Source organism: Streptomyces spinosisporus, assembly GCF_022698145.1.
GTDB lineage: Bacteria > Actinomycetota > Actinomycetes > Streptomycetales > Streptomycetaceae > Streptomyces > Streptomyces spinosisporus.
Window position 1 is genome coordinate 35,795 of the sequence record NZ_JALDAX010000019.1, and the last position, 26,436, is coordinate 62,230.

24 protein-coding genes are annotated in these 26,436 nt (G+C 71.8%); 16 read left to right on the forward strand and 8 right to left on the reverse strand.

The annotated features are described in order from the left end of the window. Positions 1–6 precede the first annotated feature (6 nt). Genes MQN93_RS35625 through MQN93_RS35635 form a run of 3 tightly spaced genes read left to right on the forward strand, consistent with a single transcriptional unit; the run spans position 7 to position 2,822 of the window. Complete coding sequence (locus MQN93_RS35625; protein WP_037781539.1) at positions 7–1,071, forward strand: type III polyketide synthase; 1,065 nt, start codon at positions 7–9, stop codon at positions 1,069–1,071. Positions 1,072–1,078: 7 nt separating this feature from the next. After that, positions 1,079–2,293 (forward strand): cytochrome P450, encoded by a 1,215-nt coding sequence (locus tag MQN93_RS35630; protein ID WP_242712791.1) that lies wholly within the window; start codon positions 1,079–1,081, stop codon positions 2,291–2,293. Between the two features lie 7 nt (positions 2,294–2,300). Beyond that, positions 2,301–2,822: a cupin domain-containing protein gene (locus MQN93_RS35635; protein WP_242712792.1), complete on the forward strand. Its 522-nt coding sequence runs from the start codon at positions 2,301–2,303 to the stop codon at positions 2,820–2,822. Between the two features lie 48 nt (positions 2,823–2,870). On the opposite strand, the gene MQN93_RS35640 is transcribed toward MQN93_RS35635, so the two are convergent. Both MQN93_RS35640 and MQN93_RS35645 read right to left on the reverse strand, forming a co-directional pair. Further along, on the reverse strand, positions 2,871–5,435 hold the full coding sequence (locus tag MQN93_RS35640) for an FtsX-like permease family protein (RefSeq protein WP_242712793.1): 2,565 nt from the start codon (positions 5,433–5,435) through the stop codon (positions 2,871–2,873). Continuing rightward, positions 5,435–6,175 carry an ABC transporter ATP-binding protein gene (locus MQN93_RS35645; protein ID WP_016433909.1) on the reverse strand — a complete coding sequence of 247 codons (741 nt, stop codon included), beginning with the start codon at positions 6,173–6,175 and terminating at the stop codon, positions 5,435–5,437. Before MQN93_RS35645 ends, MQN93_RS35640 begins: the two co-directional genes overlap by 1 nt. A 217-nt stretch (positions 6,176–6,392) precedes the next feature. On the opposite strand from MQN93_RS35645, the gene MQN93_RS35650 reads away from it, so the two are divergent. Both MQN93_RS35650 and MQN93_RS35655 read left to right on the forward strand, forming a co-directional pair. Next, on the forward strand, positions 6,393–7,733 hold the full coding sequence (locus tag MQN93_RS35650) for a sensor histidine kinase (protein ID WP_242712794.1): 1,341 nt from the start codon (positions 6,393–6,395) through the stop codon (positions 7,731–7,733). Beyond that, positions 7,702–8,382, forward strand: a complete 681-nt coding sequence (locus MQN93_RS35655) for a response regulator (protein ID WP_242712795.1) — start codon at positions 7,702–7,704, stop codon at positions 8,380–8,382. The genes MQN93_RS35650 and MQN93_RS35655 overlap by 32 nt, the downstream gene beginning before the upstream one ends. 120 nt (positions 8,383–8,502) lie before the next feature. On the opposite strand, the gene MQN93_RS35660 is transcribed toward MQN93_RS35655, so the two are convergent. Further along, on the reverse strand, positions 8,503–9,729 hold the full coding sequence (locus MQN93_RS35660) for an acyl-CoA dehydrogenase family protein (protein WP_016433912.1): 1,227 nt from the start codon (positions 9,727–9,729) through the stop codon (positions 8,503–8,505). A 171-nt stretch (positions 9,730–9,900) separates the two neighbouring features. Here MQN93_RS35660 and MQN93_RS35665 point away from each other — a divergent pair, with 171 nt between their 5' ends. After that, positions 9,901–10,554 (forward strand): TetR/AcrR family transcriptional regulator, encoded by a 654-nt coding sequence (locus tag MQN93_RS35665; protein ID WP_016433913.1) that lies wholly within the window; start codon positions 9,901–9,903, stop codon positions 10,552–10,554. Positions 10,555–10,582: 28 nt separating this feature from the next. Here MQN93_RS35665 and def read toward each other — a convergent pair whose 3' ends face one another. Next, the gene (gene def, locus MQN93_RS35670; protein WP_242712796.1) at positions 10,583–11,128 is read right to left on the reverse strand and encodes a peptide deformylase; all 546 of its coding nucleotides are present in this window, start codon (positions 11,126–11,128) and stop codon (positions 10,583–10,585) included. A 111-nt stretch (positions 11,129–11,239) separates the two neighbouring features. Here def and MQN93_RS35675 point away from each other — a divergent pair, with 111 nt between their 5' ends. The 7 genes from MQN93_RS35675 (at position 11,240) to MQN93_RS35705 (ending at position 19,124) form a co-directional block, all read left to right on the forward strand. Continuing rightward, positions 11,240–12,478 (forward strand): MurT ligase domain-containing protein, encoded by a 1,239-nt coding sequence (locus MQN93_RS35675; protein ID WP_016433915.1) that lies wholly within the window; start codon positions 11,240–11,242, stop codon positions 12,476–12,478. A 23-nt stretch (positions 12,479–12,501) separates the two neighbouring features. Continuing rightward, positions 12,502–13,230, forward strand: coding sequence for a type 1 glutamine amidotransferase (locus MQN93_RS35680; RefSeq protein ID WP_016433916.1), 729 nt, complete (start codon positions 12,502–12,504; stop codon positions 13,228–13,230). Positions 13,231–13,408: 178 nt separating this feature from the next. Beyond that, positions 13,409–14,434, forward strand: a complete 1,026-nt coding sequence (locus MQN93_RS35685; protein ID WP_242712797.1) for a 6-phosphofructokinase — start codon at positions 13,409–13,411, stop codon at positions 14,432–14,434. A 152-nt stretch (positions 14,435–14,586) separates the two neighbouring features. Next, positions 14,587–15,537: a cytochrome c oxidase assembly protein gene (locus MQN93_RS35690; RefSeq protein WP_016433918.1), complete on the forward strand. Its 951-nt coding sequence runs from the start codon at positions 14,587–14,589 to the stop codon at positions 15,535–15,537. Positions 15,538–15,604: 67 nt separating this feature from the next. Further along, a complete protein-coding gene (locus tag MQN93_RS35695; protein ID WP_242712798.1) occupies positions 15,605–17,068 on the forward strand; it encodes a PASTA domain-containing protein in 1,464 nt (487 codons plus the stop codon). Between the two features lie 27 nt (positions 17,069–17,095). Beyond that, a complete protein-coding gene (locus MQN93_RS35700; RefSeq protein ID WP_242712799.1) occupies positions 17,096–18,937 on the forward strand; it encodes a serine/threonine-protein kinase in 1,842 nt (613 codons plus the stop codon). Positions 18,938–18,950: 13 nt separating this feature from the next. Beyond that, entirely contained in the window at positions 18,951–19,124 is a 174-nt protein-coding gene (locus MQN93_RS35705) for a hypothetical protein (RefSeq protein ID WP_016433921.1), read from the forward strand. Between the two features lie 15 nt (positions 19,125–19,139). Here MQN93_RS35705 and MQN93_RS35710 read toward each other — a convergent pair whose 3' ends face one another. From MQN93_RS35710 to MQN93_RS35725, 4 genes are read right to left on the reverse strand one after another with little or no spacing between them, the layout of a single operon-like run. Then, positions 19,140–20,366, reverse strand: a complete 1,227-nt coding sequence (locus tag MQN93_RS35710) for a sensor histidine kinase (protein ID WP_242712800.1) — start codon at positions 20,364–20,366, stop codon at positions 19,140–19,142. Further along, positions 20,363–22,075, reverse strand: a complete 1,713-nt coding sequence (locus tag MQN93_RS35715) for a sodium/solute symporter (RefSeq protein ID WP_242712801.1) — start codon at positions 22,073–22,075, stop codon at positions 20,363–20,365. The genes MQN93_RS35710 and MQN93_RS35715 overlap by 4 nt, the downstream gene beginning before the upstream one ends. Continuing rightward, a complete protein-coding gene (locus MQN93_RS35720) occupies positions 22,072–22,434 on the reverse strand; it encodes a hypothetical protein (protein WP_242712802.1) in 363 nt (120 codons plus the stop codon). The genes MQN93_RS35715 and MQN93_RS35720 overlap by 4 nt, the downstream gene beginning before the upstream one ends. A gap of 2 nt (positions 22,435–22,436) precedes the next feature. Then, positions 22,437–23,186, reverse strand: a complete 750-nt coding sequence (locus tag MQN93_RS35725) for a LytR/AlgR family response regulator transcription factor (protein ID WP_016433925.1) — start codon at positions 23,184–23,186, stop codon at positions 22,437–22,439. A gap of 77 nt (positions 23,187–23,263) precedes the next feature. On the opposite strand from MQN93_RS35725, the gene MQN93_RS35730 reads away from it, so the two are divergent. The 3 genes from MQN93_RS35730 to rocD all read left to right on the forward strand — a co-directional run bounded on the left by MQN93_RS35730 (position 23,264) and on the right by rocD (position 25,951). Next, positions 23,264–23,749 (forward strand): Lrp/AsnC family transcriptional regulator, encoded by a 486-nt coding sequence (locus MQN93_RS35730; RefSeq protein ID WP_016433926.1) that lies wholly within the window; start codon positions 23,264–23,266, stop codon positions 23,747–23,749. Between the two features lie 163 nt (positions 23,750–23,912). Continuing rightward, entirely contained in the window at positions 23,913–24,737 is an 825-nt protein-coding gene (ddaH, locus tag MQN93_RS35735; RefSeq protein ID WP_242712803.1) for a dimethylargininase, read from the forward strand. Continuing rightward, positions 24,734–25,951 carry an ornithine--oxo-acid transaminase gene (rocD, locus tag MQN93_RS35740; RefSeq protein ID WP_242712804.1) on the forward strand — a complete coding sequence of 406 codons (1,218 nt, stop codon included), beginning with the start codon at positions 24,734–24,736 and terminating at the stop codon, positions 25,949–25,951. The genes ddaH and rocD overlap by 4 nt, the downstream gene beginning before the upstream one ends. Positions 25,952–26,436: the final 485 nt, after the last annotated feature.

Sequence of the window (26,436 nt, forward strand, 5' to 3'; positions counted from 1 at the left end):
TGAAGCATGGCGACTTTGTGCAGACCCTCGGTGTCCGTACCAGAGCACGTGATCACGATGGAGGAGACGCTGGAGCTCGCACGCTCCCGCCACGCCGACCATCCTCAACTGCCGCTGGCCCTCCGGCTGATCGAGAACACCGGGGTACGGACGCGGCACATCGTGCAGCCCATCGAAGAGACCCTCAGGCACCCCGGCTTCGAGGACCGCAACAAGATCTACGAGTACGAGGCGAAGGCCCGGGTGCCCGCCGTCGTGCAGCGGGCGCTGGACGAGGCCGAGCTGCTGACCACCGACATCGACGTGATCATCTATGTGTCGTGCACGGGCTTCATGATGCCCTCGCTGACGGCCTGGCTGATCAACTCGATGGACTTCGACAGCACCACCCGTCAGATACCCATAGCCCAACTGGGCTGCGCGGCGGGCGGGGCGGCGATCAACCGGGCGCACGACTTCTGCTGCGCCTACCCCGACGCCAATGTGCTGATCGTGGCCTGCGAGTTCTGCTCGCTGTGCTACCAGCCCACCGATCTCGGTGTCGGATCCCTGCTCTCCAACGGCCTGTTCGGCGACGGGATCGCCGCCGCGGTGGTGCGCGGCCGGGGCGGCGAGGGCATCGAGCTGGAGCGCAACGGCTCGTACCTGATCCCCAAGACCGAGGAGTGGATCATGTACGACGTCCGGGCCACCGGCTTCCACTTCCTGCTGGACAAGCGGGTGCCCGGCACGATGGAACCGCTGGCGCCGGCGCTGCAGGAACTGGCCGGGAGGCACGGCTGGGACGCCTCCGACCTGGACTTCTACATCATCCACGCGGGCGGCCCCCGGATCCTGGACGACCTCAGCAAGTTCCTGCAGGTCGACCCGCACGCCTTCCGCTTCAGCCGGGCCACGCTCACCGAGTACGGCAACATCGCCAGCGCCGTCGTCCTGGACGCGCTGCGCCGGCTGTTCGACGAGGGCGGCGCCCGGCACCGGGCGCGCGGGCTGCTGGCCGGGTTCGGTCCCGGCATCACCGCGGAGATGAGCCTCGGCCGCTGGCACCGCCCGGGCGAAGAAACAGCGTGAGGACGGCATGACCGAAGAGACCCTGACCGAGACCCTGCCCCCCGTCCGGCACTGGCCGGCCCTCGATCTGACCGGCCTGGACTTCGACCCGGTGCTGACCGAGCTGATGGCCGAGGGCCCCGTCACCCGCATCAAGCTGCCCAACGGCGAGGGCTGGGCCTGGCTGGTGACCCGGCTCGACGACGTCCGCATGGTGACCAACGATCCCCGCTTCGGCCGCGAGGCGGTCATGGACCAGCCGGTCACCCGGCTCGCCCCGCACTTCATCCCCGAGCGGGGCGCGGTCGGCTTCCTCGACCCGCCGGACCACACCCGGCTGCGCCGCTCGGTGGCGGCCGCCTTCACGGCCAAGGGCGTGGAGCGGATCCGCGAGAGGTCGCGGTGCATGCTCGACGAACTGGTCGACGAGCTGCTGCAGGACGGGCCGCCCGCCGACCTCACCGAGACGGTCCTCGGCCCCTTCCCGATCGCGGTGATCTGCGAGCTGATGGGTGTCCCGGCGGCCGACCGGCACGCCATGCACACCTGGACGCAGCTGATCCTGTCCTCCGCGCACGGCAAGCAGGTCAGCGAGAAGGCCAAGCACGAGATGGGCGCCTACTTCACGGAGCTGATCGGCCGGCGGAAGGGGGCGACGGGCGAGGACGTCGCCTCGCTGCTCGGGGCCGCCGTGGGCAGCGGCGAGATCACCCTGGAGGAGGCCGTCGGCCTCGCCGTGCTCCTGCAGATCGGTGGCGAGGCGGTCACCAACAACAGCGGCCAGATGTTCTATCTGCTGCTGACCCGCCCGGATCTGGCCCAACGGCTGCGCGCCGAGCCGGAGATCCGCCCCCGGGCGATCGACGAGATGCTGCGCTACATCCCGCACCGCAACGCGGTCGGCCTGTCGCGCATCGCGCTCGAGGACGTGGAGATCAAGGGCGTACGCATCCGGGCGGGCGACCCGGTCTATGTCTCCTACCTGGCCGCCAACCGCGACCCGGCGGTCTTCCCCGACCCGGAGACGATCGACTTCGCCCGCAGCCCGAACCCGCATGTGTCGTTCGGCTTCGGCCCGCACTTCTGCCCCGGCAACATGCTGGCGCGCCTGGAGTCCGAGCTGCTGGTGGACGCGCTGCTGGAGCGGGTGCCGGGGCTGCGGCTCGCCGTTCCGCCGGATCAGGTGCCGTTCAAGAAGGGCGCGTTGATCCGGGGCCCCGAGTCGCTGCCCGTGACGTGGTGAGCGAGCGGTGACCGCGACGGAGGGTCTGCTGGTGCCGCCGGGCCACGGCAGGGTCGTGCAGAGCGCCGCACAGCGGGTGACGTTCAAGGTCACCGGCACCCACTCCCGCGCGGCCTCCACCTTCGAGGTGGAGGTCCCACCCGGCTTCGACGTCGGCGCCCATGTGCACACCCGCAGCGAGGAGTTGTTCTACGTCCTCGACGGCGAACTGGACGTCCTCGCCTTCGAGCCCCGCATCCGCACCCCCGACAACTGGCAGCGGTGGGAGTCGAGTTCGGGCAACCGGGTGGTGCGGGCGACCCCGGGCACGGTCATCGTCGTACCGCCCGGCTGCCCGCACGCGTTCGCCAACCCGACCGACACCCCGGCGAAGATGTTCTTCCAGGCCTCCCCGCCGCCTGACCACGAGCGCTACTTCGAGGAGCTGCTGGAGATCCTGGGCAACGGGGGTCCTCCGGACCACACGGCGATCGAGGAGCTGCGGGCCCGCTACGACATCGAGCAGCTGACTCCCCTGCGGCACCGCTGAGTTGACATCACGCAGCGGCGCCCACAAGCGGGCGCGGCACCGGTCGGCTCACTCCCTGGCCCCGATCGCCTCGACCGGGCGGATCCGCAGCAGCAGCCGGGTCGGCACCATCGTGCCCGCGACGGCCAGGACGGCCGTGGCGCCCGCGATCGCCAGATAGCCGAGGCCCGGCACGGCCGGCCAGGGCGTTCCGCCCAGCCCGATGGCGACGAGCGTCAGCGGGAACGCGGCGAGCACCGTGCCGAGGCCCACCCCGGCCAGGACGACGACGGCGCTCTCCTTGCGCATCATGCCGACGACCTGACGGCGGGCGGTGCCGGAGAGCCGTAGCAGCGCGAACTCCCGGCGACGGGCCGCGGTGGCCATCGCGAGGGTGTTGACGACGGTGATCGCGGTGTAGGCGATGATCAGGCCCACGACGAGGTAGTTGACCCAGGCGTTCGCGCGCTGTTCCGCGAGCTGGTCGTCGACGGCGAGGCCGTCGCGCAGGACGGTGCCGGGGTAGTGCGCGGCGAGGCCGGACAGGGCGCGGGTGAGTCCGTCGGCGTGGTCGGCGGAGCGGACGAGGACGGACGCGTCGGTCTTCTGTGTGGTGTGGGCGAGCAGCAGGTCGTGGTCCAGGGTGATGTCGGCGAAGCCGAACCCCCGTGTGTAGACGGCGATCACCTCGCCCTGGAACGGGGTGCCGTCGCCGAGGTGGAGCCGGGCGGTGTCACCGACGCCGAGGCCGAGCCAGGAGGCCGCGGTCGTGCTGATGGCCAGCGTGCGGGGCGACAGCCTGGAGAGGTCGCCGTCGCGGGCGTGCAGATCGAGGGTGGTGCCGAGTGCGCCGGGGTCGACGCCCTGCGCTCCGAGCGAGACGGCCTCCTGAGCGCCGAGGAGTTGGCCCGCGCCGACGACCTTGGACTTCACCAGTCCGGTGGCCGACTCGACCTGCTTCAGGTCCCGCACCTTCGCCGCCAGGTCGGGCGACACCCCGCCCGGCGCGGTCAGCACATGGTCGGCGACGAGACCGGCGCGCACCTGGTCGGAGGACTCCCGCAGGGCCGTGGTCTGGGTGAAGACCACCGTGGAGGCGAAGGAGACGGCGAGTACGAGCGGAGTGATGGCCCCGGCCAACCGGCCCACATTGGCTCGGGTGTTGGCGGCCGCGAGGTAGCCGGTGACGCCCGTTCTGTCGAGCAGCGGCGCGAGGAGCCGTACGGCCGCCCGGGACAGCAGCGGTCCGAGGACCGCGGTGGCGATCACCAGGAGGAGCACGAGGGAGTTGGCGAGCGAGACCAGGGTGAAGAAGTCGGCGTGCTGGGCCAGCCCGGTGCTGAAGCTCCCGGCCGCGAGGGCCACCAGGACCCAGCCGGTGATCCTGCGTCCCCGGCCGAGCCCCGGCGGCTCGACGGCGGCCTCGCCGAGTGCCTCCGTCGGGCGGATGCGGGTGGCGCGCAGGGCGGAGATCAGGACGGCCGCAAGGGCGGTCAGCACGGTCACCAGGATCGCCGCGAGGAACGGCAGCGGGCTGAGGGCGAGCGGGAAGTCGGGCGGCACGATGCCGTGTCCGGCGAACCGGTCCCGCAGCCAGTGGACCAGGAGCAGTCCGAGCGGCGAGCCCAGCGCTCCGGCGACCAGCGCGGTCACGGCGGCCTCCGACGCCAGCATGCGCCGGATCTGGCCGGGCGTGGTGCCGATGGCGCGCAGCAGGGCGATCTCGCGGCGGCGGTGGCGGACGGACAGGGCGGTGGTGGCGTAGAGGACGAAGACGGCGATGAGCAGGACGTTGCCGCCGATGGCGACGGCCAGCACCACCAGGTTGGATCCGCTGACGACGACGTCGAGGAACTCCGCCCGGCCGCGTCCGTCGCCCGTGTGCACGGACAGGTGGTCGTCGTCGAGGGCGGAGCCGATCGCGTGGGCCAGCCGGCCGGGCGAGGTGCCGGGATCGGCGAGGACGCCGAACGCCTGCACGGCGGGGCCGAGTTGGCGCAGGGCGGCGTCCGACAGGAACAGCACCGACTGGCGCGGCGCGCGGCCGTCCTTGAGCGCGACGAGTCCGGCGACGGTGTACGTGCGCGGCACGGACGTGGTCATCAGACGGACCTGGTCGCCGGGGCGCACTCCTGCGCGTGTGGCGAGGTCGGAGTCCAGTACGACGTCGTCGGCCGTGCGCGGGGCGTGGCCCTGGGTGAGGCGGAAGTCGCCCAGGCGCAGTCCGGCCCAGTTGTGGGCCTGGAGCGCGGAGCCGTGCCGGCCGGACACGGGCCGGTCGTGGGCGTCCGCCAGACGTACGGTCACGGCGTCGTCCTCGATCACCGTGCGGACGCCGTCGACCCGGTCGAGCCGCTCGGCCAGAGACGCCTTGAGGGGGACACGTTCGGGCAGCGGCTGCGACTCGTGGAGGGTCGAGCCGTCCAGGTCCTTCAGGGTCAGCTCGACCTCCTGGCGGCCGGTGACGATCGCGTCCGCCGCCGCGTAGCGCTCGGCGGAGGAGCCGGCCCGGATGCCCGACTCCAGCAGGACGCCGCAGGCGCCGAGCACGGCGGCGCCCAGCAGCAGCGCGACGAAGGTGCCCACGAAGCCGCCCTTGCGGGCCTTGAGGGTCTGCAGTGCGAGGGTGAGCATCACACCGCCCTGCGCAGGCCGGCCATGACCTCGGCGATCCGGTCCGCGCCGGGTCCGACCATGCCGTCGACGACGCGCCCGGCGTTGAGGAAGAGCACCTGGTCGGTGTGGGCGGCGGCCACCGGGTCGTGGGTGACCATCACGACCGTCTGGTGCAGATCGGTGACGGCCTGGCGCAGCAGGATCAGGATGTCCCGGGCGGTCTCCGGGTCGAGGGCCCCGGTGGGCTCGTCGGCGAAGATCACTTCGGGCCGGGTGACCAGTGCGCGGGCGATCGCCACGCGCTGCTGCTGGCCGCCGGACAGCTGCGCCGGGAACCGGGTCAGCCGCCCGCCGAGGTCGACGGCGTCGACGATGTGGCGCAGCCAGGTGTCGTCGGGCTGCTGCCCGGCCAGCCGCAGCGGCAGCACGATGTTCTGCTCGACGGTCAGCGAGGGCAGCAGGTTGAAGGCCTGGAAGACGAAGCCGATCCGGGTCCGGCGCAGCTCCGTCAGCCGCCGCTCCCTGAGCGCGGACAGCTCCTGGTCGCCGAGGCGGACCTCGCCGGAGGTGGGCCGGTCGAGACCGGCCGCGCAGTGCAGGAAGGTGCTCTTGCCGGAGCCGGACGGCCCCATCACGGCGGTGAAGGTGCCGCTCTCGATGCCCGCGCTGACCTTGTCGAGGGCCAGCACGGCGTCGGGGCCCTCCCCGTACTGTTTCGTCACGTCCGTGAGGTGGACCGCGTACCGGCTTGCGAGCACCGTGACTCCTTGAGCGACTGTTTGTGGGTGATGCCTCAAGTGCACCGTCGCCGACGGCACTTGGCCTCGGCCGTGCCGTCGAACCGGCGTCTCGGCCGGTCGGGCGAGGCGGCCCGGCGTCTCCTCCTTGCGGAGGAGGCTGCGCGGAGGAGAGCGGCCCGCGGCTTTCCACCCCTGGTGAGATCACAGGGGCGGGTGATCCGGCTACGGTGACGGCATGGACCGGATCGAGTCGCTGGCGGGGCGCCGCATCCCCCGCGCCGTCACCGACACGGCGCTCGCCCTGGTGCTGGCCGCGGTGTGCATGGCGCTGCCGGTGGCGATGCCGTCGGCAGGTCCCGAGCTGCGCTCGACGGACGCCGGGTTCTTCGTCCTCGTCCTGCTGACGACGCTGCCGCTGGCCGTGCACCGGTTCCTGCCGCTGCCCGTGCTGCTGGTGATGTCGGTGTCCGCGGCCACGCTGCAGGGCCTGCACTACATCCCCGAGCTGTCCGGGCCCCAGGGCACCTCCATCGGACCCACCTACGCCGCCGTCGGCACGGCCGTCTTCCTGACCGCCACGCGCAGCACGCCGCGGATCGCGACGCTGGTCGTGTCGGTGTTCATCCCGGCGGCCGCCGTGACCGAGGCGGTGCTCGCCCCGGACGGGCACCGGATCGCCGCGCTGTTCACCGACGCGGTGCTGCTGGTCGCCGCGTGGGCGCTGGGGCGGCTCACCCGGGCGCGCGCGGCCATCCGGGACCAGGCGGTGGAGCGCGCCGCGGCCCTGGAGCGGGAGCAGGTCGCCAACGCGCGGGCCGCGGTCATGGAGGAACGGGCCCGGATCGCCCGCGAGCTGCACGACATCGTCGCGCACAACGTCAGCCTGATGGTCGTGCAGACCATCGCCGCCGACCGGGTCCAGGAGCGGGACGCGGCCAAGGCCCATGAACTGCACGGCACCATCGAGGAGACGGGGCGGGCCACCGTCACCGAGCTGCGCCGCCTCCTCGACGTGCTGCGCACCGACGAGGCGGCGGAGGGCGATCCGAGCAAGGAGCCGCCGCAGCCCACCCTGGAGAACCTGCCCGCGCTCGTCGACTCGGTGCGTGCGGCCGGGCTCGAGGTCGACTTCAGCACCAGCGGCACACCCGCCGAACTGCCCGCCGGATCACATCTGACCGTGTACCGGGTCGTGCAGGAGGCCCTCACCAACACCCTCAAGCACGCCGGCCGCACCCGGACCGTGCTGCGCGTCGCCTGGGAACCGGAGCGCGCGCGGCTCACCGTACGGCTGTGCGACGACGGGCCCCGGCCCGACGGCGAGCGGGCCGCCGACGACGCGAGCGACGCGCCGGTACGGCCCCCGGTGGTGCACGGCGCCGGGCACGGTCTGGTCGGCATGCGCGAGCGGGTCGGCGCGGTCGGCGGTTCCCTGCACACCGGCATCCGGCCCGGCGGCGGCTACTGCGTGCACGCCGTCATCCCGCTCCCCACGACCGCACCGGCTTCCTCCCTGGCACCCCGGCACGAAGGGCACTTCCCGTATGCAGAGCATCCGCGTCCTGCTGGTCGATGACCAGCCGATGATCCGGACGGGCTTCAGGCTCATCCTCGAATCCGAGCCGGACATCGAGGTCGTGGGCGAGGCCTCGGACGGTGAGGAGGCCGTGCGGAGCACCGGTTCGCTGGAGCCGGACATCGTGCTCATGGACATCCGTATGCCGGGCGTGGACGGCGTGGAGGCCACCCGGCGCATCGTGGGCTCGGGCTCGTCCAGCCGGGTCGTCATCCTGACCACCTTCGACCTGGACGCCCACGTGGTGGACGCCCTGCGCGCCGGAGCCAGCGGGTTCCTGGTCAAGGACGGACCCGCGGACTCCCTGGTGGGCGCGATCCGCACGGTCGCCGACGGGGATGCCGTGCTCTCGCCGCGCATCACCCACCGACTGCTCGACCGCTTCGCCCACCTGGGAGCCCCGGCCGACACCCCGGTCCCCCGCCGCCTCGACGCCCTCACCGCCCGCGAACTCGACGTCCTGCGCGCCCTGACCCGCGGCCTGTCCAACGCGGAGATCGCCGTGGAACTGGGCGTGGGCGAGACAACGGTGAAGACCCACATCGCCCACATCCTGGAGAAGTACGCCCTCCGCGACCGGGTCCAGGCCGTCATCCTGGCGTACGACTCCGGCTTGGTGGTCCCCCGCGGAGGCCGCCCCGTCAGTTGACGGGGCGCCGGCGCCCCCGTCAGGGGCGCGGGGAACTGCGCGACCAGCCGGGACGGCGCCGCAGCCGCCACGCGACCGAGGCACCGCGGCGCAGCCGCGCCACCCCGCGGCACCCGAGCCTCAGCGAATCGGCATCCCGGCCAGCGTCCGGGCGATCACCAGCCGCTGAATCTCACTCGTCCCCTCGAAGATGGTGTAGATCGCGCTGTCGCGGTGCATCCGCTCCACCGGGTACTCCCGGGTGTACCCGTTGCCGCCGAGTATCTGGACGGCCTGCGCGGTGACCTTCTTCGCCGTCTCGCTCGCGTACAGCTTGGACATGGAGCCCTCGGCCGCGGTGAACGGCTTGCCGTTGACCGCCATCCAGGAGGCACGCCACACCAGCAGCCGGGCGGCGTCGATCTGGGTGCGCATGTCGGCGAGCTGGAAGGCCACGCCCTGGTTGTCGATGATCGGGCGGCCGAACTGCTCACGCGTCTTCGCGTAGTCGAGCGCCACCTCGTACGCGGCACGCGCGGTGCCCACCGCCATCGCGCCGACGGCCGGGCGGGACGCCTCGAACGTGGCCATGGCGGCGTTCTTGACGCGCTCACCGCCCGCCTTGGCCCGCTCACGGGCGCGGGCGAGGCGCTCGTCGAGCTTCTGCTTCCCGCCGAGCAGGCAGGACCCGGGGACGCGGACGTTGTCGAGGACGACCTCGGCGGTGTGCGAGGCACGGATGCCGTGCTTCTTGAACTTCTGCCCCTGGGACAGGCCCGGGGTGCCCGGCGGGACGATGAAGGACGCGTGGCCCTTGGATCCGAGCTCGGGGTCGACGACCGCGACCACGACATGGACGTTGGCGATGCCGCCGTTGGTCGCCCAGGTCTTGGTGCCGTTGAGCACCCACTCGTCCTTGGCCTCGTCGTACACGGCACGCGTGCGCATGGACGCCACGTCGGAGCCGGCGTCGGGCTCGGAGGAGCAGAAGGCGGCGACCTTGACGTCGTTGGCGTCGCCGTACATCTGCGGGATCCAGGTGCCGATCTGCTCCTCGGTGCCGTTGGCGAGGACGCCCACGGCGGCCAGGCCGGTGCCCACGATCGACAGGGCGATGCCCGCGTCGCCCCAGAACAGCTCCTCCATCGCCATCGGGATGCCGAGTCCGGTGGGGTCGAAGTACTGCTGGGCGTAGAAGTCGAGGGAGTAGATGCCGACCTTCGCGGCCTCCTGGATGACAGGCCAGGGAGTCTCCTCACGCTCGTCCCATTCGGCGGCCGCGGGCCGGATGACGTCGGCGGCGAAGCCGTGCAGCCAGTCCCTGACCTCCTTCTGTTCGTCGTTGAGCTCCATGGTGAACTCGGCCATGACCCCTCCAGCGGCGGCACACATCTGTGTTACTTGCGGTAACACTAATGTGTTACCCGTCGGTAGGAAAAGTCAACTACGCATGCCCCTCGGCAGCCAGTTCGATGCGGTGAGCATGTTGAGTGTTAGTTTGCGCAGGCGTCACCGAAACAGCACGGGTGGGGAGAGCTCATGGACACCACGCAGCGGACCGAACAGCAGCGGTCCGCCGACCGACGTCGGCGCGAACTGCTCGAGGCCGCGGACCGGGTGGTGCTGCGTGACGGACCGCAGGCGTCGATGAACGCGATCGCCGCCGAGGCAGGCATCACGAAGCCGATCCTGTACCGGCACTTCGGCGACAAGAGCGGACTCTACGCGGCCCTGGCCACCCGCCACACGGACGCCCTGCTCGATTCGCTGCGGGCGGCCCTGGACGCACCGGCCGACCGGCGTGAGCGGGTCGAGGCCACGCTGGACACCTATCTCGCCGCAATCGAGGCGCGCCCGCAGGTCTACCGGTTCCTGATGCATCCGGCGGAGGGCTCCCAGAGCGACTCGGGCGGCGATCAGGGCTTCGACGTCGGCAAGCACACCGCCCCGCTGCTGCGCAGAATGGGCGAGGAGCTGGCCCAGGTCATCGAGGACCGCCTCGACCTCGGACCGGGGAGCCAGCAGCTGGCCCGGGTGTGGGGCCACGGCATCGTCGGCATGATGCACGCGGCGGGCGACTGGTGGCTCTACGAACGCCCCTGCTCACGCGCCGACTTGGTGCGCAGCCTCGCCGACCTGCTGTGGGGCAGGCTGGCCGCGGCGGGCGACAAGATCGGCGGGCCCGGCTTCTAGACCGCGACGAACTCCGACGCGCCCGGGGCTAACCCCGGTGGGCCCAGGGCGCCTTCGCCGCCCGGCGCAGCACCTTCCGCCTGCGCCATCCGTCGAGGCGGTCGACGTACACCCCACCCTCCAGGTGGTCGCACTCGTGCTGGAGACAGCGGGCGAAGAACCCCGTGCCGCTCACGGTGACCGGCTCCCCGGTCACCGTACGGCCCTCGACCACGGCTCGGTCGTGGCGCTCGGTCCCCGCCTCCAGACCCGGCAGCGACAGACACCCCTCAGGCCCGCGCAGCACCAGCCCGTCGGCCTCCACAAGGCGCGGGTTCACCAGATGCCCGAGATGTCGTACGTCATCGTCGTCGGGGCAGTCGTAGACGAACACCCGCAGGGACTCCCCCACCTGGTTCGCCGCGAGGCCCACTCCCCGGGCCGCGTACATCGTCGCGAACAAGTCCTCCACGAGCGACGCCAGTTCGGGGCCGAAGTCGGTCACGTCGGCGCAGGGGGCGTGCAGCCGCGGGTCGCCGTACAGGGTGAGGGGTCTCACGCGCCCGCGGGTGCCCGGGATGGAGCTGTTTCGCATGGCCGCAAGGGTACGGCGATTCGGGAGTGCCAATGGATCTCGATAGGCTGACCACCACCACGTTGCCGTCAGGCAGGAGCGCGGCGCGTACGCAAGGAGGATCGAGAACTGATGTCAGGCAACTCGGACCCGCTCACGCCGCGGGCCAAGCTCGCCGTGACCGCGGGCAAGGCGGTCGCTGCGGCGTCGCGTGCCGCGGGCCGCGGCAGCGGATCTGTGATCGGTGGCCGGGTGGCACTCAAACTCGACCCCGACCTCCTCGCGCGCCTCGCGCAGAACCTGGACGTCACCCTGGTCTCGGCGACCAACGGCAAGACCACGACGACCCGGCTGATCGCCGAGGCGCTGCGGGCTGCGGGACCGGTCGTCTCCAACGCGCTCGGCGCCAACATGCCCGCCGGCATCACCTCGGCCCTGGCCGGCAGCTCGGACGCCCGGTACGGCGTCATCGAGGTCGACGAGAAGTACCTCGCCGGCGTGGCCAGGGACACCGACCCGAAGTGCATCGCCCTGCTGAACCTCTCCCGCGACCAGCTCGACCGGGCCGCCGAGACCCGCATGCTCGCGGAGAACTGGCGCGAGGGGCTCGCCGGTTCCAAGGCCGTGATCGTCGCCAACTGCGACGACCCGCTGGTCGTCTGGGCCGCCTCCTCCTCCCCCAACGTGATCTGGGTCGCCGCCGGGCAGATGTGGAAGGACGACGCCTGGTCCTGCCCGTCCTGCGGCGGTGTGATGCAGCGGCCCGGCGACGACTGGTTCTGCGGCGAGTGCGGCTTCCGCCGACCCACGCCCAGCTGGGCCCTGTCCGGCGACCACGTCCTCGACCCGCACGGATCCGCCTGGCCGATCCACCTCCAGCTGCCCGGCCGCGCCAACAAGGCCAACGCCGCCTCGTCGGCCGCCGTGGCCGCCGTCTTCGGCGTGCCGCCGCAGGTCGCCCTGGAACGCATGTACCAGGTGCAGGCCGTGGCCGGTCGCTACGACGTCGTGCAGTTCCAGCAGCGCGACCTGCGGCTGCTGCTCGCGAAGAACCCGGCCGGCTGGCTGGAGACGTTCAGCCTGATCGACCCGCCGCCGACCCCGGTGATCCTCTCGGTGAACGCGCGCGGCGCCGACGGCACCGACACCTCCTGGCTGTGGGACGTCGACTACACGCGCCTGACCGGCCACCCGATCTGTGTGATCGGCGACCGGAAGCTGGATCTCGCGGTGCGTCTGGAGGTCGCGAACCAGCAGTTCCAGGTCTGCGAGAACCTCGACCAGGCGGTGCAGATGAGCCCGCCCGGGCGCATCGAGGTCATCGCCAACTACACCGCGTTCCAGGACCTGCGCCGCCGCGTCGGCAACTGACGTACTCGTAAGGACAGGACTTCATGAGCGACAACAGCCTGCGGGTCGTCTGGGTCTACCCCGACCTGCTCAGCACCTACGGCGATCAGGGCAACGTCCTGGTCGTGGAGCGCCGGGCCCGGCAGCGGGGCCTGGACGTGGCCCGGCTCGACGTGCGCAGCGACCAGCCGATCCCGACCTCCGGCGACATCTACCTCATCGGCGGCGGCGAGGACCGGCCGCAGCGGCTCGCGGCCGAGCGGCTGCGCCGCGACGGCGGACTGAACCGCGCCGCGGAGAACGGCGCCATCCTGTTCTCGGTGTGCGCCGGCTACCAGATCCTCGGCCACGAGTTCATCAACGACCTCGGCCAGCGCGAGCCCGGCCTCGGTCTGCTCGACGTGGTCTCGGTGCGCGGCGAGGGCCAGCGCTGCGTCGGTGACGTGCTCGGCGACGTCGACGCACGGCTCGGTCTGCCGCCGCTGACCGGCTTCGAGAACCACCAGGGCGTCACCCACCTCGGTCCCACGGCCCGCGCCTTCGCCCAGGTCCGTTTCGGCAACGGCAACGGCACGGGCGACGGCACGGAGGGCGCGTACAACGACACGGTCTTCGGTACGTACATGCACGGTCCGGTGCTGGCCAGGAACCCGCAGATCGCGGACCTGCTCCTGAAGCTCGCGCTCGACGTGAACGCGCTCCCCCCGACCGACGACCGCTGGTACGAGGCACTGCGCAACGAACGCATCGCCGCGGCCCAGCAGCCCGCGTAGTCCGGGAACCAGCACTCCGGGAACCAGCCCGTCTGACCGTGCGTCCGCACAGGTGAGCGCGGTCGTCCAGCAGTCGGACGTACAGTGCGGCCCCGCCCCCTCCTGCCGTTAGGGTGGCGGGGTTCGAGCCGGACAACGTGGTCCGGTCCCGACCACGTTGGAGAAGGTTTTTCGGGCTATGCGCATTGGTGTCCTCACGTCCGGCGGCGACTGCCCCGGTCTGAACGCCGTCATCCGGTCCGTCGTCCACCGGGCCGTCGTCGACCACGGCGACGAGGTCATCGGATTCCGGGACGGCTGGAAGGGCCTCCTGGAGTGTGACTACCTCAAGCTCGACCTCGACGCGGTGGGCGGCATCCTGGCCCGTGGCGGCACGATCCTCGGTTCCTCCCGGGTCCAGCCCTCGCATCTGCGGGACGGCGTGGAGCGGGCCAAGGGCCATGTCGAGGAGCTCGGCCTCGACGCGATCATCCCCATCGGCGGCGAGGGCACGCTCAAGGCGGCCCGGCTGATGTACGACAGCGGGCTGCCCATCGTCGGCGTCCCGAAGACCATCGACAACGACATCGCGGTGACCGACGTCACCTTCGGCTTCGACACGGCCGTCGGTGTCGCCACCGAGGCCCTGGACCGCCTCAAGACCACCGCCGAGTCCCACCAGCGCGTCCTGGTCGTGGAGGTCATGGGCCGCCACACCGGCTGGATCGCCCTGCACTCCGGCATGGCGGCCGGCGCCCACGCCATCGTCGTACCCGAACGGCCCTTCGACATCGAGGAGTTGGCCCGCAAGGTGGGCGAGCGCTTCGAGGCGGGCAAGCGGTTCGCCATCGTGGTGGCGGCGGAGGGGGCCAAGCCCCGTGCCGGGTCCATGGACTTCGACGAGGGCGGAAAGGATGTCTACGGCCACGAGCGGTTCGCCGGGGTGGCTCGTCAGCTGTCCATCGAGCTGGAGCAGCGGCTGGGGAAGGAAGCGCGGCCGGTGATCCTCGGGCATGTGCAGCGCGGGGGGACGCCTACGGCGTATGACCGGGTGCTTGCGACGCGGTTCGGGTGGCATGCGGTGGAGGCTGTGCATCGGGGGGAGTTCGGGCGGATGACCGCGCTGCGGGGGACGGAGATTGTGATGGTGTCTCTGGCTGAGGCGGTTGAGACTTTGAAGACGGTGCCTGGGGAGCGGTACGACGAAGCGGAGTGTGTGCTTTAGCGGTTTGTCGGGTGCGGGTTGGTTGTGGCTGGTCGCGCAGTTCCCCGCGCCCCTGGGTGGGCTGCAGCTGACCCCGGTCATGAGTGTGGCCGGGGTTGGTCATAACCTGGTTCGGACAACTTGCACAACCCCCACGAATCAGGAGCCGTTGGATGGATCACAGCGGGCACGGCATGACCATGGATCTGCCGCCGTTCACGCTGGGGCGGGGGCTTCAGTGGTCGGCGGACCCGTTCTTCCTCGTCGCCTGTGTGCTGGGGCTGGCTCTGTACGCGTACGGCGTCGTGCGGCTGCGGCGGCGTGGGGACAAGTGGTCGGTGGCGCGGACGGTGTCCTTCGTCGTCGGTGTGCTGACCATCGCCCTGGTGATGTGCACGAAGCTCAATGACTACGGCATGGTCATGTTCAGCGTGCACATGGTGCAGCACATGATCATCAGCATGCTGTCGCCGATCCTGGTCCTGCTCGGCGCCCCGGTCACACTGGCGCTGCGCGCGCTGCCGACCGCGGGCAAGGGCCACAAGGGTCCGCGCGAGCTGCTGCTGATGCTGCTGCACAGCCGGTACATGCGGATCATCACGCATCCGGCGTTCACCATCCCGCTGTTCATCGCGAGCCTGTACGCGCTGTACTTCACGCCGCTGTTCGACTTCCTGATGGGGTCGAAGACCGGGCACGTCGCGATGATGGTGCACTTCCTGGCCGTAGGCGTGGTGTTCTTCTGGCCGATCATCGGCGTCGACCCCGGTCCGCAGCGCCCGGGGTATCTCATGCGGATGCTGGAACTGTTCGCGGGCATGCCGTTCCACGCGTTCTTCGGCATCGCGCTGATGATGGCGTCCACGCCCATGGTGGACACGTTCAAGCACCCGCCCGCCTCGCTCGGCATCGAGGCGCTCTCCGACCAGACGGCGGCCGGCGGCATCGCCTGGGCGTTCAGCGAGATCCCCTCCGTGCTGGTACTGATCGCCCTGCTGTTCCAGTGGTACGGCTCCGAGCAGCGGCAGGCCAAGCGCAAGGACCGGGCCGCCGACCGTGACGGCGACAAGGAACTCGAGGCATACAACGCCTATTTGGCCTCATTGAACGCACAGGGCCGTTGAAGGCCCCACCTTTCGTCGCCTTTCAGTAGCATGAAGTGCATCGGGGGAACCGCAAGGGGGAGCGGTGATGACACTTCGCGCATTTATGCAGGGTGCGGGAAAATCGGCGATTCGAAAGATCGCCGTCCTGCTTGTTTTTCTGCTCGTGCTCAGTGGGTGTGACCGGGGTGCGCCACTGCTCCTGGTCAAGGCGGTGGCCGCGGGAGTTCCTTCGCTGTCGCCCTTCTTCGACGAGCGCAGCGGCCTGGGCCACGACGCCGAGGGGATCAGGCCGCGGGCCGTGCACGGCAGCCTGCAGCAGGGGGACACACCCGGGCTGTACGGGGGCACGAGGCAGCCGACGATCTGCGACGTCAAGCGGCTCAAGGCGTTCCTCACGGACCCGGCGAACGATCGCAAGGCGAAGGCCTGGGCGGCGGCGCTCGACCTGACCACGGCGCAGATTCCCGGATATCTGGACCGGCTGACTCCTGTTCTCCTGCGTCACGACACTCTCGTACTGAACCACGACTACAAAAAGGGAAAGGCCACCCCCTTCAACTCCCTGCTGCAGTCGGGAATCGCCGTTCTCGTCGATGAGCGGGGAATTCCGGCTGTGAAGTGTTCGTGCGGAAATCCACTCCGTCCCTTCGCAGGCGACACGAACAGGATTTCGGTCAAGTTCGAGGCGGGCAACAAGAAGTGGGACGGATATCGGCGTTCTTCCGTCGTGTCCGTGCAGCCTGCGCCGCGGAAAATAGCGCGGCTCGCCCTGGTCGACGTCGCCGACCCCGGCCGGGGCATCGAACGGCCGGTGGGCACCACGGGTACGCGGGACAAGACCTTCGACGCGCTGAAGCAGCGTGCCGTGCCCGATCTCGCCGGGACCACGTTCGCGGAGGCGAGCCGGCGGCTGACCCGCCGGGGCTTGGCGGTCGGGTACGCCGGGAAGGAGCGGCCTGCCGACGGCGCCCGGGTCACGGCGTCGGATCCGCCGGCGGGGGCCGAGCTCGGGTTCGGGGCGTTCGTGACGCTGAGCGTGGCCGAAGGTGCGTCGGGCGGCTCGTCCGACGGGAAGTCGGGGGGCGCCTCCGGAGGTACGTCCGGGGACACGTCCGGAGGGGCGTCCGGCGGGTCGGGCACTCCCCCGGGGTCCTCGTCCTCCGGGACGACGTCCGAGCCACCGCCGTCCTCCCCCTCGTCGCCGTCCTCGACGCCGCCGTCCTCGCCGTCCTCGCCGTCCAGCGACGGGCCGGGTCCGTCGTCCTCGGCGCCGGCGTCCGACCCGCCGCCGAAGTCCACGCCACCGCCGCCGCCGAGCACGACATCCAGCGCGACGACGAGCGAACCGCCGCCCCCGCCTCCACCCCCGCCCCCGCCCCCGCCCAGCGACCCCGTCACCAGCAGTGCCCCGCCGCCCAGTGAGCCGGAGACGAGCAGCGCCCCGCCGCCGGAGACCACGAGCGCTCCGGTCACGAGCGAGCCGGCGAGCAGTGCCCCCGTCACGAGCGGGTCCGCGTCCCCCGGACCCGTCTCGACCGCGATCACCTAGCGCCCCGCAGAACCCGGGAGTCACCGGATGCCATCAGGATCACCGACGTCAGGAGTGGGCCGGGTCATCGCCGGCCGCTATCTGCTGCTGAACCGGCTCGGCAGCGGCGGCATGGGCCATGTCTGGCTCGCCCACGACCAGAGACTCGCCTGCGAGGTCGCGCTCAAGGAGATCGTCTTCCGGGATCCCGAACCGGCGGGCGAGGAGCGCGAGGCGCGGGTCGCCCGCGCCCGTGCGGAGGCCCGGCACGCGGCGGGGCTGCGCGGTCATCCGCACGTGGTCACGGTGCACGACGTACTGGAGCACGACGGGCTGCCGTGGATCGTGATGGAGTACGTCGAGGGCGCCGTCGACCTGAAGGAACTGGTCGAGCAGCGCGGCCCGCTTGCGCCCGCGGAGTGCGCCCGCATCGGGCTCGCCGTGCTCGACGCGCTGACCGCCGGGCACCAGCGGGGGGTGATGCACCGGGACGTGAAGCCGGCGAACATCCTGCTGGCGCCGGACCGCACGGGAGCGCCGTACGGCCGCATCCTGCTCACCGACTACGGCATCTCGGTGCAGCCGGACGCCGGTGAGACCCGGTACACGCTGGCGTCCGTGCTGGTGGGGACGTCGGGATATCTGGCACCGGAGCGGGCGACGGGCGGCTCGCCCACCCCGGCCGCCGACCTGTTCTCACTGGGCTGCACGCTCTACTACGGCGTCGAGGGCCGCGGCCCCTTCGAGCGCGAGTCCAATCTGGCCGAGGTCACCGCGGTGGTCATGGAGGAGCCGCGTCCGGCCGTGCGGGCGGGCGCGCTCGGCCCCGTCCTGCGGAGCCTGCTCGCGAAGAATCCGGAGGGACGGCCGTCCGTGATCGAGGCGGAGGCGGCGCTGTCGCGGATCGTGACACCGCAGGCCGACTCCTACGCCCGTACGCAGACCGACCTGGGCTCTCAGCCGCCGTGGGCCGCGGCGGCTCCCGCCCCGTCTCCGCCCGCGCCTGTGCCGCCCGCTCCGGTGCCGGACGGCTTCGGGCCGGTCGTGGTGCGGTCGCCCGCGCACCGGCGCCGCGAGCTGCCCCGCGCCCTGCGCGCCGCCCTCGCCGCCTCGCTCGGCCTGCTGCTCGCTCTGGGCGGGGTCTGGTACGCCACGGCGCACCAGGACTCGGGCGGCGGCGCCGAGGCGAAGCCGTACGGCAGCGCGGTCGGGCTCGCCAAGCCGCTCAAGGACGGGGACTGCGTGCTGGCCGACTGGCCGGACTCGGCCCGCTTCCAGGGCACGCCCCGGCTGCGCCCGACCGCCTGCGGCGACGCACCGGACGGGCAGGTGATGGCGTTCGCGCAGGCCGCCTCGGCGGACGAGGCCCGCGAGCTGGGGGCCGGGCGGTGCGAGGAGCGGACCCAGGAGGTCCGGGAGCGGCTGGCGGACGTCCGCAGCGTCGCGATCGTGCCGAGCGGCGACGGGTTCGAGGCCGCGGGGCGGCGCACCGCCTGTCTGGTGCTGGGCGCGCACGGGCCGGTGTACGGGCCGCTCGGCGCCCATCGGAAGTCCGGTACGGCCTTCACCGACACGGCGAACATGCAGCGGCGGGACTGTCTGCAGGCCCGTACGAACCGGGACGCCCGTCTGGTGTCGTGCGCCGGCCCGCACGACGAGCAGGTGCTCGGCTTCACCCGGCTCGGCAAGGACGTCACGCTCCCCCAGGCGCGTACGGAGTCGGACGCGGCGTGTGCCAAGGACGTGCCGCCGCGCGACTACGGCTTCGACCCGTCCGTCTACACGTCGGGCTCCTGGACCAGCGCCGGATCATGGAAGTCGGGCACTCATTTCGTCGTGTGCACCGTCCGCAAGCAGAACGGAGGCACCATGGAGGGAGAAGAATCCTGAGGAGGGTGTTGCGATGCCCGGTTCCACGGACAGTTCCACGAAGGCGATGGGGGCGCTCACGGTCGGCGGTCTCGTCGTGGTGACCGCCTACACGGTGGCGCTCGGCTCCAACGGCTGGCTGTGGTTCGGCTGGGTCGTGCTGGGCCTGCTCACGCTCGGCATGATCGCCACGCGCAGCAACACATGACACTCCGTCCCCGGCTCAGTCCCCGGCGCGGTCCTGGGCGATCCGCCCGGAGGGATGCACGCCCGGCTGGTACTTCGGCAGCCGGGCGGTGACCTTCATGCCCGCGCCCAGGGCGGTCTCGATGACGAGTCCGTAGTCGTCGCCGTAGACCTGGCGGAGTCGGTCGTCGACGTTGGACAGGCCGATGCCGCCGGACGGGCTGACCTCGCCGGCGAGGATGCGGCGCAGCAGGTCGGGGTCCATGCCGGCGCCGTCGTCCTCGATGACGACCAGCGCCTCGGCCCCGGCGTCCTGGGCCGTGATGCTGATGCGGCTCTTGCCGGCGGTGGCGCCCTTGCCCTCCAGGCCGTGCTTGACGGCGTTCTCGACGAGCGGCTGCAGGCACAGGAAGGGCAGGGTGACCGGCAGCACCTCGGGGGCGATCTGCAGGGTGACGGAGAGGCGGTCGCCGAAGCGGGCCCGCACCAGCGCCAAGTAGTGGTCGATGGCATGCAGTTCGTCGGCGAGGGTGGTGAAGTCGCCGTGCCTGCGGAACGAGTAGCGGGTGAAGTCGGCGAACTCCAGCAGGAGTTCACGGGCGTGCTCGGGGTCGGTGCGCACGAACGAGGCGATCACCGCGAGCGAGTTGAAGATGAAGTGCGGGGAGATCTGGGCCCGTAGCGCCTTGATCTCGGCCTCGATGAGCCGGGTGCGGGACTGGTCCAGGTCCGCCAGCTCCAGCTGGACGGAGACCCAGCGGGCGACCTCCCCGGCGGCCCGCACGAGGACCGCCGACTCGCGGGGCGCGCAGGCGACGAGGGCGCCGTGCACGCTGTCGTCGACGGTGAGCGGGGCGACGACCGCCCAGCGCACCGGGCAGTCCGGGGTGTCGCAGGTGAGGCGGAAGGCCTCGCCGCGGCCGGTGTCCAGCGGTCCGGCGAGCCGTTCCATGATCTCGGTGCGGTGGTGGCCGCCCACGCCCTCCCAGACCAGCACGTCCTTGCGGTCCGTGAGACACAGTGCGTCCGTGCCGAGCAAAGTCCGCAGTCTGCGGGCGGACTTGCGGGCGGTCTCCTCCGTCAGGCCCGCCCGCAGCGGGGGCGCGGCGAGGGAGGCGGTGTGCAGGGTCTCGAAGGTGGCGTGCTCGACGGGGGTGCCGAGGCCGCCCAGGTTCTCCGGCCGGGCCGTGCGCCGCCCCAGCCAGAACCCGGCGGCCAGCAGCGGCAGGATCGCCACGCACAGCCCGGCGAGGAAACCGCTCATGCCTTCACCTCCGCCCGCAGCTGCTCCGGCAGATGGAAGCGGGCCAGGATCGCCTCCGTGCCGCTCGGCACCCGCCCCGGCGTGGCCAGGGACACCAGGACCATGGTGAGGAAGCCCAGCGGCACCGACCAGAGGGCGGGCCAGGCGAGCAGGGCATGCAGCGCGCCCGTACCGGGGAACCCCGCCATGGTGACGGCCACCGCGACGAACGCGGACCCGCCACCGATCAACATCCCGGCGGCCGCGCCCGGCGGGGTCAGCCGCCGCCACCAGATGCCGAGGACGAGCAGCGGGCAGAACGAGGAGGCGGACACGGCGAAAGCGAGGCCGACGGCGTCGGCGACCGGCAGCCCGCCCACCAGGACGCTGGCGGCGAGCGGCACCGCCATGGACAGCACCGTGCCGAGCCTGAAGTGGCGTACGCCGCGCGTCGGCAGGACGTCCTGGGTGAGCACGCCCGCGACGGCCATGGTGAGTCCGGACGCCGTGGACAGGAACGCGGCGAAGGCACCGCCCGCCACCAACGCGCCGAGCAGGTCGCCGCCGACGCCGCCGATCAGCCGGTCGGGCAGCAGCAGCACGGCGGCGTCCGCGTCGCCGGTGAGGGTGAGTTCGGGGGTGTAGAGGCGGCCGAGGGCGCCGTACAGGGGCGGCAGCAGATAGAAGGCGCCGATCAGTCCGAGCACGGCGACCGTGGTGCGGCGGGCGGCGACGCCGTGCGGGCTGGTGTAGAAGCGGACGACGACGTGCGGCAGGCCCATGGTGCCGAGGAAGGTGGCGAGGATCAGCCCGTACGTGGCGTACAGCGGGCGCTCGTCGCGGTCGGTCTCCAGAGTGGTCGACATACCGCCGGCGGCGCCGCGGTCCGCCGCCGGGACCGGGGCGCCCTCGGCGAAGGTCAGCCGGGTACCGGCGGCGATGTGGTGCGTTCCGGCGGGGAGTCGGACCTGCCGGCCGTCGTGGGTACGGCCGTCGATGGTGCCGCTGGCCGTCACGGTCAGCGGGCGGTCGAGGGTGAGGTCGACGCTGTCGGCGACGCGTACGACGCGCTGTTCGCGGAAGGTGGCCGGTTCCTCGAAGGCGTGGCTGGGCGCACCGTCGCCCTGCCAGGCCAGGACCAGGAAGAGGGCGGGCACGAGCAGGGCGGTGAACTTGAGCCAGTACTGGAAGGCCTGCACGAAGGTGATGCTGCGCATGCCGCCCGCGGCGACGGTCGCGACCACGACGAAGGCGACGATGATCCCGCCGAGCGACTCGGGCGCACCGGTCAGCACCGTCAAGGTCAGCCCGGCGCCCTGCAGTTGGGGCAGCAGATACAGCCAGCCGACGCCGACCACGAACGCCCCGGCAAGCCGCCGTACCGGATGGGAGGCGAGGCGGGCCTCGGCGAAGTCGGGCAGCGTATAGGCGCCGGAGCGACGCAGCGGGGCGGCGACGAAGAGCAGCAGGACCAGATAGCCGGCGGTGTAGCCGACCGGGTACCAGAGCATGTCGGGGCCCTGGACCAGGACCAGGCCCGCGATGCCGAGGAAGGAGGCGGCGGAGAGGTACTCGCCGCTGATGGCGGCCGCGTTCAGGCGCGGGCCGACGGTGCGGGAGGCGACGTAGAAGTCGGAGGTGGTGCGGGATATGCGCAGGCCGAACGCGCCGACGAGGACGGTCACCACGACGACGAGGGCCACTGCGGGAACGGCGTAGCTGGAGTTCATCGGTCTTCTACGAGTCGCACGAAGTCCCGTTCGTTGCGCTCGGCGCGCCGTACGTACCACAGGGCGAGCAGGACCAGCGGGGCGTAGAGGCAGAAGCCGAGGACCGCCCATTCCAGGCGGCGGGCGTCCGGCATGGCCGCGAACACCAGCGGCAGCGGGCCGACGAGCAGCACGAGGAACGCGAACACGGCGAGGCCCGCGCGCAGTTGGCTGCGCATGAGGGACCGGACGTAGGTGTGGCCGAGGGTGGTCTGTTCGTCGATCTCGGTGCGCGGGCGGTAGTAGCCGGAGGCCCGGCGGGCGCGGCGGGGCGGGCCGGTGACGACGACGCGGCGCTCGGCGGGGTCCTGGCCCGGCACGGCTAGGGCCTCCTCATCAGCAGGTCCCGCAGTTCGCGGGCGTGCCGCCGGCTGACCTGGAGCTCCTCGCCGCCGACCAGGACGCTCACCGTGCCCGCGTCCAGGCGGAGTTCGCCGACGTGACGCAGGGCGACGAGGTGGCGGCGGTGGATGCGCACGAAGCCGCGGGAGCGCCAGCGCTCCTCCAGGGTGGAGAGCGGGATGCGGACGAGATGGCTGCCCCGGTCGGTGTGCAGCCGGGCGTAGTCGCCCTGGGCCTCGACATGGGTGATGTCGTCGACGGCGACGAAGCGGGTCACGCCGCCGAGTTCGACGGGTATGTGGTCGGGGTCGGGTTCGTGCACCGGGATGCGGGGGGCGGCGCCGGTGAGTTCGGCGGCCCGGCGCACCGCCTCGGCGAGCCGCTCCTTGCGCACGGGCTTGAGGACGTAGTCGACGGCCTTGAGGTCGAAGGCCTGCACGGCGAAGTCCTCGTGCGCGGTGACGAACACGACCAGCGGTGGCTTGGCGAACCCGGTCAGCAACCGGGCCAGGTCGAGCCCGTCGAGGCCGGGCATGTGGATGTCGAGGAAGACGACGTCGATGGCCTCGGGCCCGCCCGGCCCGGACTGCAGCGCCCGGTTGATGCGGCGCAGCGCCTCGGTCGCGTCACCGGCGCCCTCCACGCTGCCGATGCGGGGGTCCGCGTTCAGCAGGTAGAGCAGTTCCGCCAGCGAGGGGCGTTCGTCGTCGACGGCGAGGGCGCGCAGCATGAATCCGGAGTCTAGGTGGAATCAGGACGGCTGGACATGTGCCCGGCATGGACGTTCGTGCTGGATACAGTGCGGACATGAACAGCAGGCCCGCGCCGTTCGACGAGACCGACCGGAAGATCATCAATGCGCTGATGGTCAATGCCAGGACCAGCTTCGCCGAGATCGGCGCGGAGGTCGGACTGTCGTCCACCGCGGTCAAACGGCGTGTGGACCGGCTGCGCGAGACGGGTGTGATCACCGCCTTCACGGCGACGGTGGAGCCGTCCGCGCTGGGCTGGCGCACGGAGGCGTACGTCGAGGTGTACTGCGAGGGCGCTGCCCCGCCGCGGCGGCTGACGGAGGTGGTGCGCAACCACCCGGAGATCACGGCCGCGATGACGGTGACCGGCGGCGCGGACGCGCTGCTGCATGTGCGGGCGCGGGACGTGGAGCACTTCGAGGAGGTGCTGGAGCGCATCCGCACCGAGCCGTTCATCCGCAAGACGATCAGCGTGATGGTGCTGTCCCATCTGCTGCCGGAGAGCCCGGAGGCGGGCGCCACCCAGGCCGCACCGGAATAAACCCGAAAACAGATGCGAATGCGCAGCAGCGCTGCGCGGAATCGGCCCAAGACGCAGCATTCCTGCGCGGACACGCAATTCTCGTTCCTTGTCGCTCGTTGCGGTCACTTCCTACCGTGGTGTCAACCCCCAGTCGACACTCAGGAAGCGGAGGAACCCCTTCGTGCCCGACTCGCGTGTGCCGCGCCGGCGGCGCTTCCTCGTCTGCGAACCCAGACATTTCGCCGTGCAGTACGCGATCAACCCCTGGATGCGGCCCGACGCCCCGGTCGACGTCGATCTCGCCCAGGAGCAGTGGCAGGCGCTGATCGGCGCCTACCGCACGCACGGCCACACCGTGGACGCCGTGGATCCCGCCCCCGGCCTGCCGGACATGGTCTTCGCCGCGAACTCCGCGGTCGTCGTCGACGGCCGTGTCTTCGGCGCCCTCTTCCACGCGCCCGAGCGGCGCCCCGAGTCCACCCACTACGACACCTGGTTCAAGTCGGCGGGCTTCGACGTGCACCGGCCCGAGTCCGTCTGCGAGGGCGAGGGCGACCTCGTCTGGACGGGCCGCTACGTCCTGGCCGGCACCGGATTCCGTACGACCCGTGAGGCGCACCGCGAGGTGCAGGAGTTCTTCGGGCACCCGGTGATCAGCCTGACCCTGGTGGACCCGCGCTTCTACCACCTGGACACGGCGCTGTTCGTGCTGGACGACTCCGCCGACGGCAACAACGTCGCGTACTACCCGGAGGCGTTCTCGCCGGGCAGCCGCGAGGTGCTCGCGCGGCTGTACCCGGACGCCGTGCTCGCCACGCTCGACGACGCGCTGGCCTTCGGCCTCAACTCCGTCTCCGACGGCCGCAACGTCTTCATCGCGCCCCAGGCCGAGGCGCTCGCCTCCGCCCTCGGCGACCGCGGCTATGTCCCCGTGCCCGTCGACCTGTCCGAGTTCCGCAAGGCAGGCGGCGGCATCAAGTGCTGCACTCAGGAGATCCGTTCATGACCGCACCTGTGACCGCCCGTTCGTCCGCCGACCTCATCCGTGCCGAGGAGCCGGTGCTGGCGCACAACTACCACCCGTTGCCCGTGGTGGTGGCGCGCGCGGAGGGCGCCTGGGTGGAGGACGTCGAGGGCCGCCGCTACCTGGACATGCTGGCGGGCTACTCGGCACTGAACTTCGGCCACCGCCACCCGGCCCTGATCGAGGCCGCCCACCGCCAGCTGGACCGGCTGACCCTGACCTCGCGCGCCTTCCACAACGACAAGCTGGCCGGGTTCGCCGAGCGGCTGGCCGCACTGACCGGCCTGGACATGGTGCTGCCGATGAACACCGGCGCCGAGGCGGTCGAGTCCGGCATCAAGGTGGCCCGCAAATGGACCTACGAGGTCAAGGGCGTCCCCGCCGACCGGGCGACGATCGTGGTCGCGGCGGACAACTTCCACGGCCGTACGACGACGATCGTCAGCTTCTCCACGGACGAGACGGCGCGTCAGGGGTTCGGGCCGTTCACGCCGGGCTTCCGGATCGTGCCGTACAACGACCTGGCGGCGCTGGAGGCGGCGGTCGACGAGACCACGGCCGCCGTGCTCATCGAGCCCATCCAGGGCGAGGCGGGGGTCGTCATCCCGGACGACGGCTATCTGTCCGGCGTGCGCGAGGTGACCCGTCGCAAGGGCTGCCTGTTCATCGCGGACGAAATCCAGTCCGGGCTCGGCCGCACCGGCCGCACCCTGGCCGTCGAGCACGAGGGCGTCGTCCCGGACATGCTGCTGCTGGGCAAGGCGCTGGGCGGCGGCATCGTCCCGGTCTCCGCGGTCCTCGCCCGCCGGGACGTCCTGGGCGTGCTGCGTCCCGGCGAACACGGCTCCACCTTCGGCGGCAACCCCCTGGCCGCCGCGGTCGGCACGGCCGTGGTCGAACTCCTGGAGACGGGCGAGTTCCAGCGCCGGGCGGCCGAACTGGGCGAACTGCTCCGCGACGGCCTCACGTCCCTGACCGGCAAGGGCGTCACCACCTTCCGCGCCCGCGGCCTCTGGGCCGGCGTCGACATCGACCCGGCCATCAGCACCGGCCGCGAAATCGGCGAACGCCTCCTCCACGAGGGCATCCTGGTCAAGGACACCCACGGCTCCACCATCCGCCTGGCCCCACCCCTGACGATCACGGGGGACGAGCTGGAGTCGGCACTGGGGGCACTGGAGAAGGTACTGGGGTAACCCCACCCGGCGGCCGCCACCCCCGCACCCCCCTCGCTCGAGCTCGCCACGGGCTGATCCGCGAGGGGGGTCACACCCCGGCCGGGCATCAGCCACAGCCGCCTCCGCCCTTGGCGACGCCTGCACCGACCTGACACACGGGGGCGGGCCCCGGCCGCGGCGGGCGGCCGTCCGCCGCGACCTCGCTCCTCCTGGCACCTGCACCCGAACGCCGCGCGAAAGCAGGTCCCCCCGGGCCGGGGCCGCCGTTTCGCCCGCCCCGGGGGGCTTGCATCGGGCTGACGCACCAGGACGGGCCACCACCCCGCCGGTGGGAACGGTGGTCCGCGCCCCACCCTCTCCGGCACACCCGGCCAGCACACCAAGGCGACCCAGCACCCCAGCCCAGGGCCACGGTCGTCCCCGCCCCGCCGCTCGCCCGACACCTGCCCCCGGGCGCGGCACGAAAGCGGGTCACCACCCCGGCCGGAGGCCGTCGCATTCGG

Excerpts from the sequence above, each read along its gene's own strand:
- MQN93_RS35640 (WP_242712793.1), bottom strand. The coding sequence starts at position 5,435 with ATGCTCACCCTCGCACTGCAGACCCTCAAGGCCCGCAAGGGCGGCTTC.
- MQN93_RS35710 (WP_242712800.1), bottom strand. The coding sequence starts at position 20,366 with ATGAGCGGTTTCCTCGCCGGGCTGTGCGTGGCGATCCTGCCGCTGCTG.
- MQN93_RS35725 (WP_016433925.1), bottom strand. The coding sequence starts at position 23,186 with ATGCTGCGCGCCCTCGCCGTCGACGACGAACGCCCCTCGCTGGCGGAA.
- MQN93_RS35700 (WP_242712799.1), top strand. The coding sequence starts at position 17,096 with ATGCCATCAGGATCACCGACGTCAGGAGTGGGCCGGGTCATCGCCGGC.
- MQN93_RS35690 (WP_016433918.1), top strand. The coding sequence starts at position 14,587 with ATGGATCACAGCGGGCACGGCATGACCATGGATCTGCCGCCGTTCACG.
- MQN93_RS35660 (WP_016433912.1), bottom strand. The coding sequence starts at position 9,729 with ATGGCCGAGTTCACCATGGAGCTCAACGACGAACAGAAGGAGGTCAGG.
- MQN93_RS35715 (WP_242712801.1), bottom strand. The coding sequence starts at position 22,075 with ATGAACTCCAGCTACGCCGTTCCCGCAGTGGCCCTCGTCGTCGTGGTG.
- MQN93_RS35695 (WP_242712798.1), top strand. The coding sequence starts at position 15,605 with ATGACACTTCGCGCATTTATGCAGGGTGCGGGAAAATCGGCGATTCGA.
- MQN93_RS35705 (WP_016433921.1), top strand. The coding sequence starts at position 18,951 with ATGCCCGGTTCCACGGACAGTTCCACGAAGGCGATGGGGGCGCTCACG.
- MQN93_RS35655 (WP_242712795.1), top strand. The coding sequence starts at position 7,702 with ATGCAGAGCATCCGCGTCCTGCTGGTCGATGACCAGCCGATGATCCGG.
- MQN93_RS35665 (WP_016433913.1), top strand. The coding sequence starts at position 9,901 with ATGGACACCACGCAGCGGACCGAACAGCAGCGGTCCGCCGACCGACGT.
- MQN93_RS35630 (WP_242712791.1), top strand. The coding sequence starts at position 1,079 with ATGACCGAAGAGACCCTGACCGAGACCCTGCCCCCCGTCCGGCACTGG.
- MQN93_RS35680 (WP_016433916.1), top strand. The coding sequence starts at position 12,502 with ATGAGCGACAACAGCCTGCGGGTCGTCTGGGTCTACCCCGACCTGCTC.
- MQN93_RS35650 (WP_242712794.1), top strand. The coding sequence starts at position 6,393 with ATGGACCGGATCGAGTCGCTGGCGGGGCGCCGCATCCCCCGCGCCGTC.
- def (WP_242712796.1), bottom strand. The coding sequence starts at position 11,128 with ATGCGAAACAGCTCCATCCCGGGCACCCGCGGGCGCGTGAGACCCCTC.
- MQN93_RS35685 (WP_242712797.1), top strand. The coding sequence starts at position 13,409 with ATGCGCATTGGTGTCCTCACGTCCGGCGGCGACTGCCCCGGTCTGAAC.
- rocD (WP_242712804.1), top strand. The coding sequence starts at position 24,734 with ATGACCGCACCTGTGACCGCCCGTTCGTCCGCCGACCTCATCCGTGCC.
- MQN93_RS35625 (WP_037781539.1), top strand. The coding sequence starts at position 7 with ATGGCGACTTTGTGCAGACCCTCGGTGTCCGTACCAGAGCACGTGATC.
- MQN93_RS35730 (WP_016433926.1), top strand. The coding sequence starts at position 23,264 with ATGAACAGCAGGCCCGCGCCGTTCGACGAGACCGACCGGAAGATCATC.
- MQN93_RS35675 (WP_016433915.1), top strand. The coding sequence starts at position 11,240 with ATGTCAGGCAACTCGGACCCGCTCACGCCGCGGGCCAAGCTCGCCGTG.